This window comes from Nocardia sp. NBC_01730 (assembly GCF_035920445.1).
Taxonomy (GTDB): domain Bacteria; phylum Actinomycetota; class Actinomycetes; order Mycobacteriales; family Mycobacteriaceae; genus Nocardia.
In genome coordinates, this window is record NZ_CP109162.1 from 2410517 (window position 1) to 2435268 (window position 24752).

Annotated in this window: 1 protein-coding gene; it reads right to left on the minus strand. The window is 66.2% G+C overall.

Annotation, left to right across the window (positions count from 1 at the left end; all coding sequences use genetic code 11):
• Positions 1-176: 176 nt before the first annotated feature.
• On the minus strand, positions 177-24653 hold the full coding sequence (locus OHB12_RS09205; RefSeq protein WP_327118039.1) for a non-ribosomal peptide synthetase: 24477 nt from the start codon (positions 24651-24653) through the stop codon (positions 177-179).
• Positions 24654-24752: the final 99 nt, after the last annotated feature.

The window sequence follows — 24752 nt, forward strand, 5'->3', positions numbered from 1 at the left end:
ACCCGGCCCGGGTGACGGCTCTCGGGCGGCGCGCCTCCCACCGCGCCGCCCTCGACCGGCCCCGAGCCATGGCCTGGGGCATCACCGCGATATCTCGCCCCACCGCATCCGTGCCTCAGCCGGGCTCGTGCAGGCGACTGTACCGCCGTTGTCGAGCCGGACTTGCCGGAGAGTTGTCAGCATTCGTTCATGAACCTTTCGAGGATCGGGCAGACGACGGACAGTGCGTACGGGTGGGTCATCTCGAGGTGACGTGCGTCGACGATCGTGTTGTGGATGTCGCCCGCGATGTAAGGTCTCCACGTCTGTGCCACAGCATCGTGGTCTACGCGGTCTTTTCCTGCGGTGAAGAAAACCAGGTCTCCGTCGAAGACTTCCGGCCGGTAATCGTGCGCGATTTCGCTCGCGGTCTCGAAGCTCTTCATCACCCGATCAGCCTGGTCGGCGGTGAACATCCCGGTTCCGGTCACCTGCTCACGAATGACGGCCCATGCTTGCTCGGGGGTGGCCGCCGTTACCTCGTCGCCGAGGTCGAACAGTTCCCGCCAGCCGCCGAGCAGGTCGGCCATCAGCTGTCCCGGTGCGGCCTCGTCCTCGGTGGTGATCGTCGACGCGGCCAGTTCCTCCTCTGAACCGGCGGCGCTGTCCAGCATCGCCAGCATGCCGATCTGCTCACCATCGCGCTGGAGTCGTACCGCCATGGCATGCGCGATCGCACCGCCCAACGACCATCCGAGCAGGTGATACGGGCCGCTCGGCTGTGCTCGGCGAATCTCGGCCACATAGCGTTCGGCCAGTTCGTCCACGGAATCCGCAGGTGGTCCCCCCGCTACCACATGCGGATCCTGCAGGCCATAGATCGGTCGGTCTTTGTGCAGATGTTCGACCACGCCACCGTAGGACCACGCCAACCCGCCCGCGGGGTGCACGCCGAATACGGCGGGCTTCGGGCCGCTCGCACGCAGCGGAAGCAGCACCTGCAGACCGGAGCCGCCCTCCGCGTCGTCGGCTCTGACCGCCAACGCCTTCGGCGTCGCATCGTCGAACATCCACGGCAATGCGATCGTCACACCGCGAGCACGGAGCTCGGTCACCACCATCGTGGCCAGCAGCGAATTGCCGCCCAAGTCGAAGAACCCGTCCGATGCTCCGACCCGCCGGACTCCCAGGACCTGCGCGTAAACCTCGCTGATCACTTTCTCCGTATGGGTCCGCGGCGCGACGAACTCATTCGCCGGTACGTCGAAATCGGGAGCAGGCAATGCCTTTCGGTCGAGCTTGCCGTTGACCGTCAACGGCAGTTCAGGCAAGACCATGATCGCCGACGGCACCATGTAGCTCGTCAACACCCGAGCAGCGGTCTCCCGGACCTCGCCCGGATCGATCTGCTGACCGTCGACGCCCACGACATAACCGATCAGCTGATCCACGCCACGATCGTGACGATGCACTGCCACCGCCGCCCGCGTCACGAGCGGATGCCGGAGCAGCGCCGACTCCACCTCGCCCATCTCGATCCGAAAACCGCGCAACTGCACCTGCGCGTCGGCCCGGCCGACGTACATCAACTCCAGCCCGGTCGCGGTCTTCCGCCACCGACCGACATCCCCCGACCGATACAACCGGACCCCATCCGGATCGAACGGGTTCGCCACGAATCGGCCCGCCGTCAACGCCGGAGCTCCCAGGTACCCACGCGAGAGTTGGCCACCTGCCACATAGATTTCCCCATCGACGCCGATCGGCACCGGATGCAGCCGGTCGTCGAGCACATACACCCGCAATCCCGGCAGCGGCGATCCGATCCCGGCCACGCCCGCCGCACCGACCTCGCAGAATGTCACATGCACAGTCGTCTCGGTGATCCCGTACATGTTCACCAATCGCGGCGATTTCGGCTCGTGCGCCGCGAACCAGCCGGTCAACCGCGACGCATCCAACGCTTCCCCACCGAAAACGACATATCGCAAGGCGAGATCACCAGCGAGGCAATCGGATTCCCGATACACCCGCTCCGCTTCGGCGAACCCGTAGAACGCCGACGGGGTCTGGCTCAACACCGTCACGCGCTCCCGCGCCACGACGTCCACCAATGCCTCCGGCGACCTCGACGTGTCGTAATCGACAACGACCAGCCTGCCGCCGGACAGCAATGCACCCCAGATTTCCCAGACCGTGAAATCGAAGGCGTACGAATGGAACATCGTCCACACGTCATCGGGGCCTACGTCGAATCGCTCGGCCGCGTTGGTGAACAATGTGACCACTTCCCGATGGCTCACCGCCACCCCCTTGGGGCGGCCCGTGGACCCGGAGGTGTAGATCACGTAGGCGACGTTGTCCGGCCGCACGCCCGACACCACCGGGCCGGAACCACTTGCGACGGCGTCCACGCAATCGTCGACGAGCACCACCGGCGCCGCGTACTCCGGTACCGAGGACAGCATGTCTGCCGACGTCAACACGGCTGCCGGACCTGCGTCGTCGAGCATGAACCGCAATCGCTCCTGCGGATACGCCACATCCAGCGGCAGATAACCCGCGCCTGCTCGCAGCACTCCGAGCAGGCCCACGATCAGCTCGATCGACCGCGGCAAGGCCACTGCCACCAGCGACTCCGGTCCCACGCCGTGCTCGGTCAGTCGAGCGGCCACCACGGCGGAGCGCTGATCCAGCTCCGCGTAGGTCAGCTGCGAATTGCCATGAGTCACCGCAACCGCATTCGGCCGTGCGACCGCGCGGGCGGCGAACAGCTCCGCGAGCGTCGCGTCCGTGACCGCGACGCCGACGTCCCCGGCCGCGTCCAGCAATTCGCCCCGCTGCACCGGATCCACGATCTCGATATCGCCGACCACGACTTGCGGATTCGCGGTCACCTCCGCCAGGATCCGCACGTACGCATGCGCGAACCGACTAATCGTCTCCTCGACGAAGAGGTCGGTCGCAAAGGTCAGTCGCCCCACCATGCCGGCCGGACGCCCCTGCTCGGTGAACCTTTCGACAAGCTTCACGCTCAGGTCCGCCTGCGCCTGGTCGAAACCGTTCTCGACGGGCTCGACGGTGAGCCCCGGCAGCTCCAACGCGGCTTTGCTCAGATTCTGGACGTCGAGAATCACCTGATACACCGGAAGATGCGCGGTGGATCGTGGCGGATTCAGTGCCTCGACGATCTGCTCGAAGGGCACATCCGCATGTGCGAACGCGGCCAGGTCCGTCTCACGCGTCGCGGCGAGCAATTCGACGAACGGCTGCTGCGACTGTACCCGCGACCGCAACACGACCGTATTGACGAACATGCCGATCAGATCGTCGAGTTCACGTTCCCCGCGGCCGGCCACCGGTGTGCCCACCGCGACGTCGTCGACGCCTGCCAGCCTGGACAGCAGGACGGTCAACGCGGCATGCAGGACCATGAACACCGTCGCGTTCGCCTCGCGCGCGACCGCGTCCATTCGCGCCCGCAACCGGGCGGGGATCTCGAACTCGACCGCAGCGCCGCGCATGGACGCGACCGGCGGTCGGGGCAGGTCGGTCGGCAACTCGAGCAACTCGGCCAGCCCGCCGAGCGTGTCCTTCCAGAATCGCAACTGTCGGGACATTACCGAGTCGGGATCGCGCTCATCGCCGAGCACCTCGCGCTGCCACAACGAGTAGTCCGCGTACTGGACCGGAAGGACAGGCCACATCGGCTCTGTCCCTTCCTTACTCGCCTGGTAGGCCGCTGCCACGTCCCGCGCCAGCGGCATCATCGACTGTCCGTCGGCGCAGATGTGATGCACAGTGATCACCAAAACGTGATCACGGGCACCGAGGGCGAACACCTCGACACACAACGGAGGCGCCTGTGTCACATCGAAGCTCGCCGAGACCGCGGCAATGGCCCGCTCCATGACATGCTCTTCGTCAACCTCGACCGGAGTCAGTACGGGTGCGACCTCTTCGACAGGCACCACGACTTGATGAGGCGTTCCGTCGGTCATCGGGAACTTGGTGCGAAGCGACTCGTGCCGGTCGATGACCAGTTCGCACGCCTGCCGCAGCGCGTCGATATCGAGCTCGCCCCTGAGCCGAATCACCAGCGGGATGTTGTACGCACCGACCGAGGTGTCGAACTGATTGAGGAACCACATCCGCTGCTGTGCAGGCGAAAGCGGCACAAGAGCAGGCCGAATTCGCGGTGTCAGCGGTACCCGAACGCTCCGATCGAAAGTGGCCAGACGCGCGGCGAGCTCGGCGACAGTCGACGCTTCGAACAGGTCCCGGACGCCGATGCTCACTTCGAGTGCCGTGCCCAACTGGGCAGTTGCCCGAGTTGCCGACAGCGAATTGCCACCGAGGTCGAAGAAGCTGTCCGTTGCTCCTATTCTTTCGATGCCCAAGACGTTCCCGAACACTTCCGCGACGCGCCGCTCGGTATCGTCGCGGGGGGCGATCCACTCCCGACCGTCCGAGAATTCCGGCGTGGGAAGCGCCAAGCGGTTGAGCTTGCCGGTCGTGGTGAGCGGGAGTTCGGCGAGAACCATGAACGCGTCGGGCACCATGTGGCCGGGCAACCGCAACCGTGCGGTAACTCTGACGTCGCTCGGATCCACATCCTCGTCGCTGACGAGGTAGCCGACGAGCCGGTCGATGCCGCGCTCGTCCTTCCGCAACACGACGACCGCGTGCTCTACTCCGGGGTGTCCGGCGAGAACCGTCTCGATTTCGCCGAGTTCGATCCGTTGACCGCGAATTTTGACTTGGAAGTCGGTGCGGCCGAGGTATTCGAGGGTGTGATCGGCGGTCCAGCGTGCCAGGTCACCGGTGCGGTACATCCGCGAGCCCACCGCACCGAACGGATTCGCCACGAACGCCACCGCCGTTGCCACAGGCCGGTTCACATATCCACGTGCCAACTGCACACCCGCGACGTACAACTCCCCGACCACCCCGACCGGCACCGGCCGCAACCACGCATCCAGCACAACAGCCTCGACACCACGGATCGGACCACCGATGGTGACCGGGTCGCCGACGCGCAACGGGTCACTGATTCCGACCAAGATCGTGGTCTCGGTCGGCCCATACCCATTGAACAACCGCCGCCCCGGTGCCCACTCCTCGACCGTCTCGGCCGATACCGCCTCCCCACCGGCAACCAGCACCTGCAGCGAATCCAATCCGGCAGGTGACATCGTCGCCAACACACTCGGTGTCACGAACGCGTGCGATATCTGATGCGTGCGAATCAACTCCGCCAGCTCCACGCCGGCGAACACCTCCGCCGGCGGCACCACCAACGATGCACCATTCGTGTGGGCCCACAGCACCTCGAGAACCATCACGTCGAATCCCGGAGCCGCGACCTGCAGCACCCGCGACCCACTGTCCAGCCGGAAACGGTCACGCTGCTCGGCCGCGAAATTGGCCAATCCCTCGTGCGGGACCACCACGCCCTTCGGCGTCCCCGTCGACCCCGAGGTGTAGATCACGTACGCGGCATCCTGAACATCCAGCGCACGCACGCGATCCGGATCGGTAACCACCTCCGCCGATCGCGATGCGATCGACGCCTCGGCGTACGGATCATCGAGAACCATCAGCCGGACCCGGTCAGGAAGCAGGTTCCGCCATGCGTCGACCGTGATCGCTACCCGCACATCGGAGTCCACGACCATGTGCGCGACCCGCTCGGCCGGGTTCCGAGGATCGACCGGCACCAACCCAGCGCCCGCCTTGGCCACGGCCCACACCCCGACCACGAACTCCACCGAACGCGCCATCGCCAACGCGACCTGATCTCCCGGGCCCACACCCCAACCGATCAACTCGCGCGCCACCCGGTTCGACCACTCGTCCAACTCGGCGTAGGACACCGTGCGCTCACCCGAAACCAATGCCACCGCAGCAGGGTTCACATCCACGCCGGCAGACAGCAACTCCGGCAGCACTCGCGGCGCCTCGGCGCTACCACCCGAGGCCGGCACCAATTCACACTGCTCATCAGCCGACAACAGATCGACCGCACCGAGCCGCACTCGCGGATCGATCGTGATAGCGCGCAGGACGGTTTCGACGCGGGCGGCAAGACCGGACGCCGTCACAGCATCGATACGGGACTGCTGGTAGCGGATTCGGACGTGCAACTCGTCGGTCTGGTGCGCCTGAACGGTGATCGGGTAATGCGCGGCGTCACTTCCTTCCGCCGAGACCACCCGCATACCGTCGATGTCGGCGTCGCCGAGGCCGCTGCTGTCGACCGGATACGACTCGAAGACGACCAGTGTGTCGAACAACTGTCCAGCGCCCACGGCCGACATGATCTGTGACAGTTCGACGTAGTGATGGTCGAGCAGACGGGTGTTGTCCGCCTGCAATCGGTTCAGCGCGTCCTCGATGGTCCAGTCCCGGCACACGTTCACGCCGATCGGAACCGTGTTGATGAACAGGCCGATCATGGACTCCACGCCCGGCAGCTCGGCCGGACGCCCGGAGACCGTGCTACCGAACACCACGCGTTCGACGCCGAGCAGGTTCCCCAGGACCACCGCCCAGGCGAACTGCACAATCGTCGCCATCGTCACCGCTTGTGCCCGAGCGAACTCCACCAACTCGGCCGTGCCGGCGCGATCGAGAACGATCGCGAGATCGATCGGTATGTCTACCGTCGTCTCCGTGCGCGAGTCGGCGACCAGCGTGGGTTCGGTGAAATCGCGCAGCACGTCTCGCCAGGCTTCGATGCCGGTGGACCACTCGCGCCGATCCAGCCAATCCAGGTAATCGCGGTAGGACGCCACAGCCGGCAACAGATCCGCCTTGGTGTCCACCGCGTACAGGCCGATCAGCTCACGCCACAGCAAAGGCAATGACCAGCCGTCCAGCAAGAGGTGGTGTGCCGTCAACACCAGCCGGAAGTCTTGCGGCGCTACAGCAACGATCAGGAATCGCAACAGCGGCGGATCGGCGGGATCGAATGTGACCGCCCGCTCTGCCACGATCAGCTCGTCCAGTTCCATCGGGCTGTCGCTCAGATCGACGCTGCGCCAGCGCACGGCGGTGTCGGCGGGAACAATCTGCGCTGGAACGCCGTCGGCCGTACGGGTGAAGGCGGCGCGCAGGTTGAGATGCCGCCCGAGCAAGGCTGTCGCAGAACGTTCGAGCCGGCTCTCGTCGACTTCGCCGGCCAGGGCGAGTACCGATTGTGCCGTGTATACGTCGAGTTCGCCTGCGGCGAGTTCGGCGTGGAACAGCAGCCCCGCCTGGAGCGGCGCCAGCGACCATACGTCGGTCAGCGGTCCGTACCGGTCGGCGAACGCGTCCAGGTCGGGCTGGGTGACATGGACGAGCGGAACATCTGCTCGGGAAAGTCCCCAGTCATCGTTCCCGCGGGCCGCTGTGGCGATCCCGGTCACGGCGTCCACCCATTCACCCACGAGTTCGGCCACGTCATCATGGTCGAGCAACCGCGAGGCGTAGCCCACGTGCGCCGACAGCTGAGGTCCGGCCTCGGCGTCCACGATATTCACGTCGATCGTGACGGCGGCTGCCGCAGGCATTTCCGGATCGAATGCGGCCCGCCGGTCGAACTGCTCGTCGGCCGGAATCCACGCGACGTCCGACAGTGTCGTCAGATCGACGCCGACGCGGCCGAGATTGTTGAAACTGATCTGCGGCTCCGGAGACGCTGCGAGCCGGTCGGCCGTCTCGGTGTTCAGATAACGCAACAGGCCGTAACCGATTCCCTTGTCTGGGATGTCGCGCAACTGGTCTTTCACAGACTTCACTGCCGCGCGCAGATCCGCGTCCTCGATTCCGCTCAGGTCGAGCGCAACCGGATACGCGCTGGTGAACCACCCCACAGTGCGTGAGATGTCTGCTCCCTCGGCAATCTGCTCCTCCCGGCCATGGCCCTCCAGCAGGACTTTCATGCCCGCATGTGCGACGCCGCGCCGCCTGCGCCAGCGCGTCACCGCCACGGCGAGACCGGCCAGCAGCGCATCGTCGACGCTGCCGCGAACAGCGTCGGGCACCGCGGCGAGCAACGCCGAGGTCACCTCCGTCGGGATGGACACCGCCAGATGCCGCACAGTCGACTGGGTGTCGACGGCTGGATCCAGCACCGCACGGCCGAACAGCGGATCGGCGGCCGCACTCATCCGATGCCACAGCTGGAACTCGCCCGCGCGACCTGCGGCGGCGGCGGCCAACGCGTGCGCCCACCGGCGCATGGATGTGCCCTGCGCGGGCAACTCCACCGGCCGCCCCTGCGTGATCTGCTGCCAGGCGGCCACGAAGTCGGGGATCAGGATCCGCCACGACACCCCGTCGACAGCCAGGTGATGGATCACGATGAGGGCACGGGCATCGGCATCGACACCCGATTCGGGCAGCAGACACACGACCTGCAGCATCCGGCCCTCGGCCGGATCGAGACGGTCGGATGCCCCGGCCAATGCCGCTTCCACCACGGCGGTGAAACCGTCGCTGCCTGGAACCTCGTCCGCACGGAATGTGCGGGTCGACACCGAACCCGCGGCATCGGCGGCGCTTTCGGGCAGCACGTGCAGCCGCCGTTCACGCAGCCTCGAGCGCAGCATGTCATGCCGTTCGAGCATCGCCTGCACAGTCGCGGTCACGTCCTCGGCTCGCACGTCGCGCGGCAAGCGCACCAGCATCGACTGGGCGAACCGATCGGCGGCCCCGAGTCGATCGGTGAAGAAGGACACGATCGGCGTCAACGGGATTTCGCCCACACCACCCCCGGGCAGCTCCTCGAGCGACACCCGTTCAGCGGCTTCGGCCACTCGCGCCAGCCCGCGAACGGTCTTGCGCTCGAAGATGTCCCGAGCAGTCACGATGACACCTGCGGACTTCAGTCGGGAGGCCAACTGGATCGACATGATGGAATCACCGCCGAGCGCGAAGAACGAGGTGGTCGCGCCGACCGACGTTAATCCGAGTACGTCCGCGAAGACGGTGGCGATGATGCGTTCCCGGTCGGTCGCCGGCGCGACCACGTCGTCTCCGGCCGTCTCGAAGACAGGTTCCGGCAGCGCTTTTCGATCCACTTTGCCGGTCGAGGACAGCGGCATGCGGTCGAGCACCGTGATTGTCGAGGGCACCATGTGCGTGGGCAATACGGCAGCCACATGATCGAGTACGGCGCTCGGTTCGACGACCGTTCCGAGCTCCGGCACGATGTACGCGGCGAGCACAGGTTGCCCGCCCGGTCCGCTGCGACTCACGGTCACAGCGGTGGCCACCCTCGGATGCGCGAGCAGCGCGGCGTCGATCTCGCCGAGTTCGATCCGCTGGCCACGAATCTTGACCTGGAAATCGATGCGACCGATGTATTCGAGCGTGCGCTCCGCGGTCCAGCGGACGATGTCGCCGGTGCGGTACATCCGCGAACCCGGACCGCCGTATGGATTCGCTACGAACGCACCTGCGGTCGTCGCAGGCCGATTCAGATATCCGCGCGCCAACTGGGCACCCGACAGGTGCAGTTCGCCCGGAGTTCCGACCGGCACCGGCCGCAACCGGCCGTCCAGGACCATAGCCTCCGCACCACGGATCGGACCGCCGATCGTGATCACGTCGGTGGCCTGGACCGGATCACTCATCGTGATCACGATCGTCGTCTCCGTCGGACCGTAGATATTGTGCAACCGTCGGCCCGGTGCCCAGGCCGCAACCAGATCCGGAGCCACCATCTCGCCGCCCACTGCCAGCATCCGCACCGATTCGAGGTCGGCCGGCGACATCGTGGCCAACACACTCGGTGTCAGGAACGCATGCGACACCCGATGCGTCCGGATCAACTCGGCCAGTTCCTGGCCACCGAACACGTCCGGTGGCGACACCACCAACGACGCGCAGGCCGCGTGCGCCATCAACGCCTCGAGCAGGACCGCGTCGAAGGCGGGCGCTGCTACTTGCAGCACTCGCGATGTGCGGTCCACCCGATAACGATCACGCTGCTCGGCCGCGAAACCCGCCAACCCTTCGTGCGTGACCACGACCCCCTTCGGTGCTCCCGTCGATCCGGACGTATACACCACATACGCCGCATCCTGAATCTGCAGTGCGCGTGGGCGATCCGCATCCGTGACCGCGCCGTCGGAATGCGCCGCGGTCCCGGCTGCCGAGCGCGGGTCGTCGAGCACAAGCCATCGGACACCGCCCGGCAGCGACGTACAGGCGGCCGCGAGCGTGATCCCGACTTCGACACCGGAATCGTTCACCATGTGCGCGATCCGGTCCGGGGGATACCGCAGATCCACCGGGACGAACGTGGCGCCGGTCTTCGCTATCGCCCACATGGCGACGTGATAGTCGACCGACCGCGGCACGGCCAGCGCGACAAACGCTCCCGGACCGACATCCCCGGCGATCAGGTGACGGGCAAGCTGGTTGGCCCGACGGTCGAGCTCGCCGTACGTGATGGTCTCGGTGTCCCCGATCAGGGCAACCGCGGAGGGGTCTGCTGCTACGGCCGACGCCAGCAGATCGGGAAGCAGACACGGACGCGTGGTGTCGCCGCCGCGTGCGGGAAGCAGGCGTTCGGCCTCCTCGGCACTCAGCAGCGCAATGTCCCCTACCGGCCGGGTCGGATCGGACGTGACCGCTTCGAGGACGCGGATAAACCGCTCCGCGAGCGATTCGGCCGTCGATTCGACGAACAGATCTGTGGCGTAGATGATCTCGCCGTCGATTCCGGCGGGCAGATCGCCCTCCAGGCGTTCAGTCACCAACACGGTGAGGTCGGTCTTGGCTTGCGCGATGCCGGGGTCGAGGAGTTCGACACCGACACCGGGCAGCTCGAACCGCGCCGCGCGCGTGTTCTGCAACCCGAACATCACCTGAAACAGCGGCGAATACGCCGTCGATCGCGGACGACCGAGAACGTCGACCAGCCGTTCATAGGGCACATCCGCGTGTGCGAGCGCCTCCAGATCGACGCCGCGCACCTCCGCCAAGAGTTCCGCGAACGACCGGTCGTCGCGGACCTGCGTGCGCAACACCACTGTGTTGACGAACATTCCGACCAAATCGTCCAGCTCCCGCCTGCCGCGACCGGCGACGGGAGTTCCGACCGAGACGTCCTCGCTGTGCGCGGTGCGAGCCAACAGGATGGCCAACGCCGCGTGCAGCACGACGAACACAGTGACGCCCGAACGGTGTGCCAGCCGCACGATGTCGTCGTGCAGCCGCGCCGGCATGCCGAAGCGAACGCTGCCGCCGGCCATCGACATCGTGGCGGGCCGGGGCCGATCGGTCGGCATGCCGAGCAGTTCCGGGGAATCGCCGAGCACCTCGCTCCAGTACGCGATCTGCCGCGCGGTCACCGACGTCGGATCGTCTTCCGAACCGAGCATCTCCTGCTGCCACATCGAGTAGTCCGCATACTGGACTTCCAGCGGCTCCCACTGCGGCGCTCGACCATTCGCACGCGCCCGGTACGCGGCGAACACATCGCGGGCGAGCGGCGCCATCGACGAGCCGTCCGCCGCGATGTGGTGCACCACGAGCACCAGCACATGGTCGTTGGCGCCGGTCTGATACAGCCGCGCCCGCACAGGCGCTGATTTCGCGATATCGAAACCTGCCCCGACGGCATTCCGGATCCGGTCGGCCAGCTCGGTCTCATCGACGACCGGCTCTGGAGCCAATACCAGGTCCGCCGCTATCGCCGCACCATCCTGCACTACCTGACACGGTTCTCCGTCGACAGTGGGATATACCGTCCGCAATGGTTCGTGCCGGGTCACAACGTCAAGGAACGCCGCGCGCAACGCATCGACGTCCAGCGGGCCGGTCAACCGGGCCGCGAAACAGATGTTGTATGCCGCCGAGGCGGTGTCGAACTGGTTGAGGAACCACATCCGGCGTTGAGCCGCCGCCAACGGGACAGCTGCGGGGCGTGGACGCGGCGCCAGCGGATTCACCGTAGAACGGGTTCGCATCGCGATCCGTTCGGCCAATCCGGCAATTGTCGGCTCGTCGAAAATGTCACGGATGCCGACCTCGACACCGAGAGCTGCCTCGGCCCGCGCCGCGATCTGCGCGGCGGAGAGCGAGTTGACACCGATCTCGAAGACGTTCGCCGTCACGCTCACCCGATCGGCGCCCGTGATCTCGGCAACCACATTCGCGAGTGCCACTTCGCGATCGGTGCGAGGCGACACGAATTCCTTGCCGTCATCGAACACCGGCTGCGGCAACGCGGCTCGATCGAGCTTGCCGTTCGCGGTGAGCGGCATCGAGTCGAGCACCTGCACGCCGACCGGAACCAGGTACGACGGCAGCGAGCGAGTGAGCTGGTCGCGAATCGCGCGGCCATCGGTCATCGCGCCCGGTACAAGCGTCACATATCCGACGATTCGTTCCGCCGTCACGACAGCCACAGCACGCGCGACGTGCGCAACCGCGTACAGCGCCGCTTCGACGTCACCCGGTTCCACTCGCTGACCACGCACCTTGACCTGGAAGTCACTGCGGCCTACGAACTCCAGCTCCCCGGTTTTCGTCCACCGGACCAGGTCACCGGTGCGATACAGCCGTTCGCCCTGCGCACCGAACGGGTGCGCGACAAAGGCACCGCACGTGAGGTCCGCGCGCGCGTGATAACCGCGCGCCAGCTGGACACCCGACACGTACAGTTCGCCGACGACACCGACCGGCGACGGACGCAGCCGCGAGTCCAGCACGTAGACCTTCATGCCGGACACCGGTGCACCGATCGGGACGGTCGCAGGGGTTGCTATACCCGTCAGGCACCGCTGAGCTGTCACGACCTCCGCCTCCGCAGGGCCGTACCAGTTGACCAGATCCGCATTCCCGAACACGCGCGCCGCGGCATCGACAGTGCGCTGCGCCAGTGCCTCACCCGCGACGAATACCCGCCGGATCGACGGCAGCTGTGCACCACCGGTGGATTCGAGGAGAACATCGAGCATCGACGGGACGAAGTGCACCGTGGTGACCTCATGACTTGCGATGACGCCTGCCATGTACGCCGGGTCGCGGTGTCCGTCGGGTTCGGCGACGACGATGTGCGCACCGGTCTGCAGTGGCCAGAACAACTCCCACACGGCGATGTCGAACGTGATCGGAGTCTTGTACAGCACCGCGTCGGACGCGCCGTGCGGCCATTGCTGCTGTGCCCAGGCCAACTGACTCACGGTCGCGGAATGGGTCAGCGCGACCCCCTTGGGGACGCCGGTGGAGCCTGAGGTGAACAGGACGTAGGCGACGTTGTCGGGCCGAAGCGGTGTCCTCCGTTCCGCATCCGCGATCGGGGCATCGGACAAAGCCGTCACGTCCAGTCGATCGATCCGAACGGACTCGAATCCACCTGGCAGTTCGTCGCCGTCCGCGGATGTCGTGAGTACCACCAGCGGCCGCGCCGCGCTCAGCACGCGGGCGATCCGAACGCTCGGATGATCCGGGTCGATCGGAAGGAAGGCGGCGCCTGCCTTCACTACCGCGTACAGCGTCGTGATGAGCTCGGCCGACCGCCGGATAGCCACCGCCACCACGGTGTCCGGCCCCGCACCGCGCGCGATGAGCCACCGGGCCAGACGATTGACGCGGGAGTCGAAGTCCCGGTAGGTCAGCGTGCTGCCGTCCGGAAGGCGAATCGCTGGACCGTCCGGGGTGCGCGCGACCTGCTCGTCGAAGGCGTCGACAAGGGTCCGGCCTTCTGCGGCGGGGCCTGCGGTGTCGTTCCACCGCTCGAGCACCTGATGCCGCTCTGCGGGATCGAGCAACTCGAGCTCACCGACGGCCGAATCGGCATCGGTCGCGGCGGCGTCGAGGACGCGAACGAATTGATCGGCGAAACGCCGCACGGAGTCCTCGTCGAACAGGTCCGTGGCATATGTCAGGCGCAGCGTCATGCCGGTCGGCTCGTTGTGCGTGCCGTGTCCCTCCGTCATCATGAGCAGCAGGTCGCAGATCGCGGCACTGTCACCCGGGTCCACGTTCTCAACGGTGAGACCCGGAAGTTCGACGCGAGCCTGCGCCATGTTCTGGTACGCGAGCATTACCTGGAACAGCGGCGTGTGCGCTGTCGACCGCGCGGGATTCAGCGCATCGACCAACTGCTCGAACGGGACGGTGGCATGGTCGAATGCCTCGATGTCGGTGCGCCGCACCTCATTCAGCAAGCTCATGAACGTCTGATCGAGCGTGATCCTGGTGCGCATCACCAAGGTGTTGACGAACATCCCGACGAGGTTGTCGAGCGATCTGTCGCCGCGTCCCGCATGGGGCACACCGATGGTGATGTCGTCGCTGCCGGACAGCCTCGACAGCAACAGTGCCAGCGCTGTGTGCACCACCATGAATGTCGTCGAGCCGGCTCGACGCGCCAGCGACTCCACCCGTCCCTGCAGCTCACCTGGGATAGTGACGTGCAGTACCGCGCCGCATTGGGTCTGCTCGATCGGCCGCGGCCGATCGGTCGGCAGCTCGAGCAGATCGGGTATACCCGCGAGCTGGGTTCGCCAGTAGGCGATGTCGCGGGCCACGTGCGAATCCGGGTCCTCCACCGAGCCGAGCACCGCACGCTGCCAGAGAGCGTAATCGGCGAATTGCACCGGCAGCGGCGCCCAGTCCGGCGGGTTCCCGCTGGACCGCGCCTGATAGGCCGCCACGATATCGGCGGCCAGCGGCGCCACCGAATAGCCATCGCAACTGATGTGATGCACGGCCAACGCCACTGTCCAGGTCGTGTCCGACAGCTGATACAGCGCTATGCGCAGTGGCACGCCCTTCGACACATCGAATCCGACGCTCGTGAATTCGGCCAACCGGCGTGACAGCTCGCGCTCACCGATCGGCTGCGGCGTGAGATCGCATGTCGCGACGACGTCGGCCGAGTCCAGCACGACCTGCGTGGGCGTCCCGTCAACTGCCGGATATACGGTGCGCAAGCTCTCGTGCCGCTCGATGACATCACCGACGGCCGCTGCCAGCGCATCGATGTCGAGGACACCGTCGAGCCGAATCGCGAGCGGCACAACGTATCCGGCCGAATCAGGATCGAACTGGTTGAGGAACCACATCCGGGTCTGTGCCTGCGACAGCGGAAGGTGATCCGGCCGCGGATTCCGAGTCGGCGCGGGAAGACTCGGCACCGCACGCAGCTGCGAGATTCGCTCGGCCAGATCGGCAACGGTGGGGGCCTCGAATATCACTCGCACCGGTATGGACACGTCGACGATATCGCCGACGCGGCTCAGAGCGCGAGTCGCGATGAGCGAATTGCCGCCCAAGTCGAAGAAGTTATCGTCCGCGCCGATCTCGGGCAGGCCGAAAAGCTCGCCGAAAACCCCGGCGATGGTCTGCTCGACGAGCCCCTGCGGCGCTCGATACTCCGACTCGTGGGTGCTCGGATCCGGCACGGGCAAAGCTCTGTAGTCGACCTTGCCGTTCGCCGTGAGCGGGATCGAGTCGATCCGGACCACCGGTGACGGCACCATATACGCAGGCAGTCGTTCCAGCAGAAAGCCACGGACCTGCTTGGCATCGAGCGCCTCTTCGGCCACCACGTAGGCGATCAAGCGCTGCTCGCCGCGATCGGTGTGCACCTGCGCGACGGCCGCGCTCACCTGCTCGTGTGCGAGCAACGCGGCTTCGATGTCGCCGAGTTCGATCCGCAGGCCGCGAACCTTCACCTGCGAGTCGGCGCGGCCGACATATCGCAGGCTTCCGTCCTCGTCCCAGCGAACCAGGTCACCCGTGCGATACAGGCGAGAACCGGCCGCGCCGCCGAAGGGATCGGCGACGAACGTCGCCGCCGTCAGACCGGGATGTTCGTGGTATCCGCGGGCCAGCTGGACACCCCCCAGATACAACTCACCGGTCACTCCGATGGGAACAGGGTGCAGCCGCGAATCCAACACATAGACGACCACGTTCGCCTCAGGGACGCCGATCGGTACCGCGATGCCGTCGAGCGCGTCGATTCGGTGTGCGGTCACGCTCACCGCGGCCTCGGTCGGCCCATAGAGGTTGTCGATGCGCGCATCGCTGAGATCCCGGAACCGGCGGACCGTGTCGGCGGGGAGCGCCTCGCCGATGCACATCACACGCCGAAGGTTCGGGAACTCTCGACGGTCGGCGACCTCGAGGAATGCCGAAAGCAACGACGGCACGAAATCGACTGTCGTCACTCGATACTCGGCCATCAGCCGGGCGACGGCGCTCGGATCGCTGTGCGCGTCGGAGCCCGCGACAACCAACGATGCACCACATGTCAACGCGGAGAACAGTTCCCAGACCGAAAGGTCGAATGTGACCGGTGTCCGCAACATCATGATGTCGTCGCCGGCGAGCCGGTAGTGATCGCGCATCCACCGGAGTTGATTCACCACGCCGGCGTGCGGCATCGCCACCCCCTTCGGCACACCTGTCGAGCCGGAGGTGTAGATGACGTAGGCCAGGTCATTCGGATTCAGCGGCCGACTCCGATCGGCATCCGTCACCATCGACGAATCCGCGTGCCCCGCGTCGAGCTCCTCGAGCACCCACACCGGCACGTCGTCGGGCAGGTTTGCCATGTCGACCAGGCGAGTGACGACCGCAGTCGGCCGTGCGGCAGTGAGGACGGCACGCACTCGATCGACTGGATGGTCCGGATCCAGTGGCAGGTAGGCCGCGCCCGCGGCATGGATCGCGTACAGCGTCGTCAACAGATCGACGGAGCGCCGCATCGCCACCGCCACAACGGATTCCGGGCCGACTCCACGTCCGATCAACACCCGGGCCAGCGAATTCACCCGCGCCGCGAACTCGCGGTAACTGTGCCGGTCTCCGTTCTCCGCGTCGAGCACGGCCGTGTTCTCCGGCGTCGCCGCTGCCTGCGCGGCGAACAAGTCCGCGATCGTCGAGGTCGACGTCTGGGTCGTCACTCCTGTCGATCGCGCCGTAAGCTCGCGCGCCTCGCGTGCGGTCAGCAGGTCCATGTCACCGATGGCGCGTGCGGGATCAGCAACGGCCGCGCGCAGCAGCAGCAGGTAGCGGTCGAACATCGACGTGATCGTGGACTCGTCGAACAGGTCTGTCGCGTAACTGAATTCGACTGCCATGTCGCCTGGTTCACCGCCCGGCTCGGTGGCATCGACGAGATTCAGATGCAGGTCGTATTTGGCCACGCTCGGGTCGGCCATGTGGGCCGAAACCGTCAGGCCGTCGAACTCGACCGTGGGGATCTCGATGTTCTGGAACGAGAATCCCACCTGCGTCAACGGTGCGTGTGCGGTAGTGCGCGGCGGATTCAGCACCTCGACGAGGCGCTCGAACGGGATGTCGGCGTTCTCGAACGCGGCCAGATCAGCGGCCCGGACTTGATCCAGAACACTGAGGAAGCAGGCGCCTGGCTCGATCCGCGACCTCAGGACCAGCGTGTTGACGAACATGCCGATCAGGCCATCGAGCCCGGGCTCACCGCGACCCGCGATCGGCGTGCCGACCGCGATGTCACCGGTTCCCGACAGCCGCGCGAGCAGGACCGCGAATGCCGCGTGCGTCACCATGAAGACTGTCGCGTCGTGGCGCCGGGCCAGCGCGACCACGTCACGGTGGAGATCGGCAGGCAGTGCCGCCGACACGGTCGCGCCGCGGAACGACTGCTTCACCGGCCGCGGGCGGTCGGTGGGCAGATCGAGCACTTCGGGCAGGTCGGCGAGAGCCGCCAGCCAATATCCGGTCTGGGCGACGGTCGGGCTGTGCGGGTCGTCCTCCGCGCCCAGCAACTTTCGCTGCCACAACGCGTAATCCGCGTATTGCACCGGCAACGGCGCCCACTGCGGTGCCCGCTGCCGAGCGCGGGCCTGGTACGCGGCCATCAGGTCCGCGGCGAGCGGTGCGAGCGACGACCCGTCGATGCTGATGTGATGAACCACGAGAATCAAGGTGTGTTCGTCGGGCGCGCTGCTCAGCAACGTAATCCGACACGGAACCTCGGAGATGACGTCGAATCCGACCGCCACTTCGGCGGCGATGCGCGCCTCGACGCCGCTCTCCGCGACGGCGACCGGGGCCAACCGCGGCAAGGCGGCTTGCACCGGGACGATCATTTGGTGCGGTCCGGTGTCGCTGTCCGGGTAGACGGTCCGGAGTGATTCATGTCGGTCGAGCACATCGGTGATTGCCGCGTACATGGCGGCCACCTCGAGATTTCCCGACATGCGTACGACCAGCGGAACGTTGTACACCGGCGAGCTGGTGTCGAACTGATTGAGGAACCACATGCGCGCCTGCGCGGGCGACAGCGGGATTCGGTCCGGGCGCTCCTGCGGCACAAGAGGTTCCCGTTCTACCGCGTCGGCGGTCCGAAGATTCTCCGCCAACACCGCGATGGTCGGCGCCTCGAATACCGCGCGCAAAGGAACTTCGACGCCGAAGGCGGCGCTCAGTCGCGCCGCGACCCGAGTAGCAGACAGCGAGTTGCCGCCGAGATCGAAGAAGCTGTCGAGGATGCCGACTCGCTCGATTCCCAGAACCCCCGCGTAGATATCAGCGACGACCTGCTCGGCCACGTCACGCGGCGCGACGAACTCGGTGGTGGTGACGGCGAACACCGGTTCCGGCAACGCCGCACGGTCGACCTTGCCCACCGACGACAGCGGCAGCGTGTCGAGCACGATCACCGTGTCCGGGACCATGTGCGACGGCAAGCGTTGCGCGGCGTAGTTCAACAGCTCCGCGTTGTCGATGGCGCCGTTCACGGGCACCACGTAGGCGGCCAGTCTCGATCCGCCGTCCGTCGCTACGCCCACCGCCACCGCTGCCGACACATCGGGGTGACCGGCGAGGACGGCTTCTATTTCGCCGAGCTCGATGCGTTGACCCCGGATTTTCACTTGGAAGTCGGTGCGCCCGAGGTATTCCAGGGTGTGATCGGGGGTCCAGCGAGCCAGGTCACCGGTGCGGTACATACGGGTACCCGCAGGACCATAAGGATTGGCGACGAACGTGGCGGCGGTGGCGGCGGGTTGGTTGAGGTATCCGCGGGCCAGTTGCGTACCGGAGAAGCAAAGCTCCCCCGCCACCCCGACCGGGACCGGTCGCAGCCGGGCATCCAACACGACAGCCTCGATACCGCGGATCGGACCACCGATGGTGACCGGGTCCCCGACGCGCAGCGGGTCGCTGATCGCGACCATGATCGTGGTTTCGGTCGGCCCGTATCCGTTGAACAATCGACGTTCCGGCCCCCACACCGCCACGGTCTCCGGCGACACCGCTTCCCCACCGGCTACCAGCACCTGCAATGAATCCAATCCGGCAGGCGACATCGTCGCCAATACACTCGGCGTCACGAACGCATGCGACACCCGCTGTGTGCGAATCAGCTCCGCCAACTCCGCGCCGGCGAACACCTCCGGCGGCGACACGACCAACGCGGCACCGTTCGCATGGGCCAGCAGCAACTCCAATACCACCGCGTCGAAGCCAGGGGCCGCCAACTGCAACACCCGTGAAGAACTCTCGACCCGGTAGCGCTCACGCTGCTCGGCCGCGAAGTTCGCCAACCCCTCGTGCGTGACCGCAACACCCTTGGGGGTGCCGGTGGACCCCGACGTGTACACCACATACGCCGTGTCCGAGACATGGCACGCCCGCACCCGGTCCGCATCCGTCACCACCGCCGAGGACCGCGCCGCGATAAAGCCCTCGGTGTCCAGGTCGTCGAGAACCAACTGCTGGACCTGGTCAGGAAGCAGGTTCCGCGATGCTTCGACCGTGATCGCGACCCGTGCATCGGCGTCGGTGATCATATGCGCGACCCGCTCGGCCGGATTCCGAGGATCGACCGGCACGAATGCGGCGCCCGCCTTGGTTACCGCCCACAATCCGACCACGAACTCCACCGACCGCGCCATTGCCAGCGCGACCTGATCACCTGGGCCGACACCCCGCTCGATCAGCACCCGCGCAACACGATTCGACCAAGCATCCAACTCCCCGTACGACACCACCTGCGCACCCGACACCACGGCCGCCGCCCCCGGATCCCCCACCGACAACAACTCCGGGAGTACCCGCGGCCCCTCCCCCGCACCACCAGACGCAGGCACCAACCCCAGCCGCTCACCCACCGACAACAAATCGGCACCGCCCACCGGTACCTGTGGGTTCGCCACGAACACCGCGAGGATCCGGTTCAATCGGGCGGCAAGCTCCTCGACCGTCCCCCGGTCGAACAGATCCGTCGCATAGTTGATCCGCAGTGCGACATCGCCGCCGGCGGCGGCGTTTTCGGCGACGGTGACGATGATGTCCACCTTCGCCGGTTCGGCCCCCGGATCCAGGATCTCGACCGTGAGTTCGGGCAGCTCCAAGCTCGCGCGGTCCATGTTCTCGAAGGCGAGGTACACCTGGCACAGCGGCGCGTACGCCATGGACCGCCTCGGATCGAGTTCCTCGACGACGCGCTCATACGGCAGATCGCTGGAGGCGAAGGCATCGGCATCGATATCTTTGACCCGCGCCAGGAATGCGGTGAACGATTCGTCGAAGCGCACCTCGGTGCGCAGTGGGACAGTGTTGACGAACATGCCGATGAGCGGCTCGAGCGCGCGTTCGCCCCGCCCCGCGACCGGCGTCCCGATGGTGATGTCCGACGAACTCGACAGGCGGGCAAGCAGAACAGCCAGCGCGGCGTGGACCACCATGAAAGTCGTCACATGCGTCGCGCGGGCCAATCGCTCGATCCCGGCGAACGTCTCGGCAGTGATCACGGTGTCCGCGACGTCGCCGCGCATGGACTGGCGGGCAGGACGCGGACGGTCGGCCGGAAGTTCCAGCACCGGCGGCATCCCCGCCAGTTGCTCTGCCCAATAACGCAACTGGCGTGACGCCAGCGAGTCCGGATCGTTCTCGTCGCCGAGCAGGCTGCGATGCCAGATGCTGTAGTCGGCGTACTGTACCGTCAGCGGTTGCCAGTCTGGCGTCTTTCCCTCTGACCTCGCCGCATAGGCCGCCGCGACATCGGCCGCGAGTGGTCGAAGAGACGATCCATCGCAGCAGATATGGTGCAGGACAACGACCAGTACATGACGCAGGCGATCGGCTGTCGCAAGCACCGCGACCCGGATCGGCGGACGCTCGCGCACGTCGGCTCCGATCGACGCCAGCTCGCGAATCCGGTTCGCGATGTCGTCGCTGTCGGTCGGCTTCGGGGTCAGATCGAGTTCGGCGACGACCTGTTCGGCCGGCAGAATGACCTGTGTCCCTTCCCCATCCACGGCAGGATAGAAGGTGCGCAGCGATTCGTGCCGATCGATCACGTCCGTCAGGGACGCACGCAGCGCCGCGGTGTTCAGACGTCCGGTCAGCTGCACAATCAGCGGGATATTGTACGCGGCGGACGCCGGATCGGCCTGATTGACCAACCACATCCTGTTCTGCGCGGGCGACAACGGCAGAGGCTCGACCCGCCGTGCCGCCCGCAGCGCGGGCCGGCCGGGGCGGTGCGCGCCTTCGATATGCGCGGCGAGTTCGGCGACGGTCGGTTTACCGAACAGATCGCGGACCGACACGTCGCATCGGGTCACCTCGGCGATGCGCACGGCGGCACTGGTCGCGGTGAGCGAATTGCCGCCCAGTTCGAAGAAGCTGTCCAGCACACCTACCCGCTCCGTACCCAGAACCTCGGCGAAGACGTCGGCGATCGACTCCTCGACGACCGTGCGGGGCGCTACATACGCCGCGGCCGAATCGAACACCGGTTCCGGCAGCGCACGGAGGTCCACTTTGCCGTTGACTGTCAGCGGCAACGCCGACAACACGACAATGCTCGCCGGCACCATGTATTCCGGCAGCAGTGTTCCGACGTGGGCGCGAAGGGAATCGGCGGCACAGGCCATGTCGCCGGCAGGCACGACGTATCCGACAAGCCGTGCCGCCTCCGTGCCGGGCAGATGCACGACGACGACCGCCGCCGAGACAGCGCTGTGGGTCAACAGCGCGGTGCGGATCTCGCCCAATTCGATGCGGAACCCGCGCAGCTGCACCTGCTGGTCGGCGCGGCCACGGTATTCCAGCTCGCCGTTGTGATTCCATCGTGCGACATCGCCGCTGCGATAGAGGCGTTCGCCCGGCTTTCCGAACGGGTCGGCGACGAAGCGCCCCGCGGTCAACGCAGGTCGGTTGAGATAGCCGCGGGCGAGTTGGTCTCCCGCGACATAGATCTCGCCCCAGGCCCCCAGCGGAACCGGGCGCAACTGCTCGTCGAGGACATATATCCGCACACCCGGCAACGGCGGGCCGATCGTGCTCGGCGCACCCGGCACGGCGATGTCCGGTGTCAGGCCGAGGTAGGTGAGGATGACCGTGGTTTCGGTGATCCCGTAACTGTTGGCCAGCATGGGCAGGTTCGGGTTGCGCTCGTACCAGTCCGCCAATGCCGCCGGGTTGAGAGCTTCGCCCGAGATGTAGACCAGGCGAAGGACGAGTTCGCCGTCGGGCTCGCCTGCCTGCACGTACCGCTGTTGTGCGGCGGCGAATTGATTGAATGCCGTGGGCGTCTGGTTGAAGTGGGTCACCTTCTCGCGTGCCACGAGGCGCACGAGGTCGTCCGGCGAACGCGTCGTGAGGCTGTCCACGACGACGACACGGCCACCAGTGACCAACGCGCCGAATATTTCCCATACCGAGTAGTCGAACGCGATCGAATGGAAGAACGTCCAGACGTCGTCGGATCGGACTCCGATCTCGGCACACGCGTTCACCAGGTAGCTGGCGACAGCGCGATGGGTTATCGACACGCCCTTCGGTCGACCGGTCGATCCCGACGTGTAGATGACGTAGGCGAGGTTGTCGGAACCCAGCGGGCCGGTCCGATCGGCATCGGTGATCGGACCCGAGGCATCCTCGCGGTCGGCAGCGGGTACGTCGTCGAACAGCACCACCCGGCGTGGATCGCCCGGCACGTGCTCACGCATGCTCTGGTTCGTCACGACAACGACCGGATCGGCATCGTTCAGGACGTATTCGAGCCGCTCTGCCGGATGCGCCGCGTCCAACGGCAGATACCCTGCGCCCGACTTCAGCACGGCCAGCACGACGACGATCAGATCGGCATCCCGTGGCATCGCGATGGCCACCAGTGATTCCGGCCCCGCGCCGAGGGCGATGAGCCTGCGCGCGAACCGGTTGGACCGCTCGTCCAGCTGGCGGTAGGTGAGGGTGGTCGCGCCCGACGTGACGGCTACCGCGGACGGAGTAGCCGCTGCCTGTCGCGTGAGCAGATCCACCAGTGTCTCGGAGGGCGATTCGCCCTCGTGGCCCGCGAGTTCCCCGACGATTCGCAGCTCCTCGGCAGGGTCGAGGATCTGGATGTCGACGATGGGGGTGTCTCTGGGCGACTCCATCATCCGCTGCAGGAACTCGAGGAACCGGTCTGCGTGCGACTCCAGTTCATCCTGGCCGTACAGGTTCGCGTTGCCGTGCAGTTCGATGAGCAGCGGCGCATCGGCACCGGAGCGGTACAGGTTCAGCTGCAGATCGTCGAGCGCCCCCGAGGTCAGTGCGCGGTACCGGCCGACGGCTGACCCGAGGCGGATCTCGGAGTCGAAGAACAAGATGTTGACGATCGGGCCGAACGAGTTCGCCGCCGCGTCCAGCGCGTTCGACTCGCGGCGCAGATCCTCGAACCGGTAGAGCTGGTGCCGCATCGCCGAGACGAGTTCGGAGACCGACGCGCGGACCAACTCCTCCACGGTGGTCGTCGCATGCACCGCGAATCGGATCGGCACCATGTTCGCCAACATCGCGGCCGCATTGCGCAGGCGCTTCGTCACTCGCCCGCTCACCGGCATCGACAACACCACATCGTCCGCACGTGTCATCCGGGCGAGGAACGCGGCGAACGCGGAGATCACCACCTGCGCGGACGACGCTTTCAGCTCGTCGGCAAAGCCATCGAGCAACTCGGACAACTGCGACGGAAGCTGTCGGCCCGCCACGCGGTCGACTTTGCTCCACCGCGCCGTGCGGCCGGACAAACTCACCGGCGTCGGAAGATCGGCGACCTTGTCGAGCCAGTGTGCTTTGTCGGTTTCGAACCGGGAGCTGGCGCGATAAGCGTGCTCCACTTCGATGACGTCGCGCAACCCGGCCGCCACCAACGGCGCAGGCGGCCTGTTCTCGACGATCGCGTTGTAATGCTCGGCCATCCGGGACACGACATTGAACGCGCCGTAACCGTCGATCACGAGATGATGGGCACGGCCGTACCAGAGATACCGGTTCTCGGCGAGCCGGATGAGCCGCATCGCGGTGAGCCGGTCACGGCTGAGATCGACAGCCTTGGTGTTGTAATCGCGGCGCATCCATTCCATCGCCGCCGCGAACGGATCGTCCTCATCACTGACATCCAGCACAGACTCGTCGTAGACGATGCTGCGGTCGACGAATTGATATGGGCGACCTTCGGACTCGACCACCCGTACCACCAGAGACTCGGTCTCATGCCCGGCCTCGTTCACCGCCCGACTGAATGCATCGAGGTCTACCGGGCCTTCGATCTCGACGTAATGTGCGATGTTGACAGCCGGTCCGCCGGGCATGTTGTCCGCGAACCACATGCCGTACTGCGCCCTCGAGAGCGGAATCAGACCCAGATCGCGGTCGGAGGTTCCGGCTGACTTCAGATTCATCTATGACCCCTCACTCAGACTCGGAGGCACTGGGCGCGGCGGAACTGCGCCGCCCTGCCCGTGTCCGACATTGCCGTTATATGCATTTCGTCTACATCG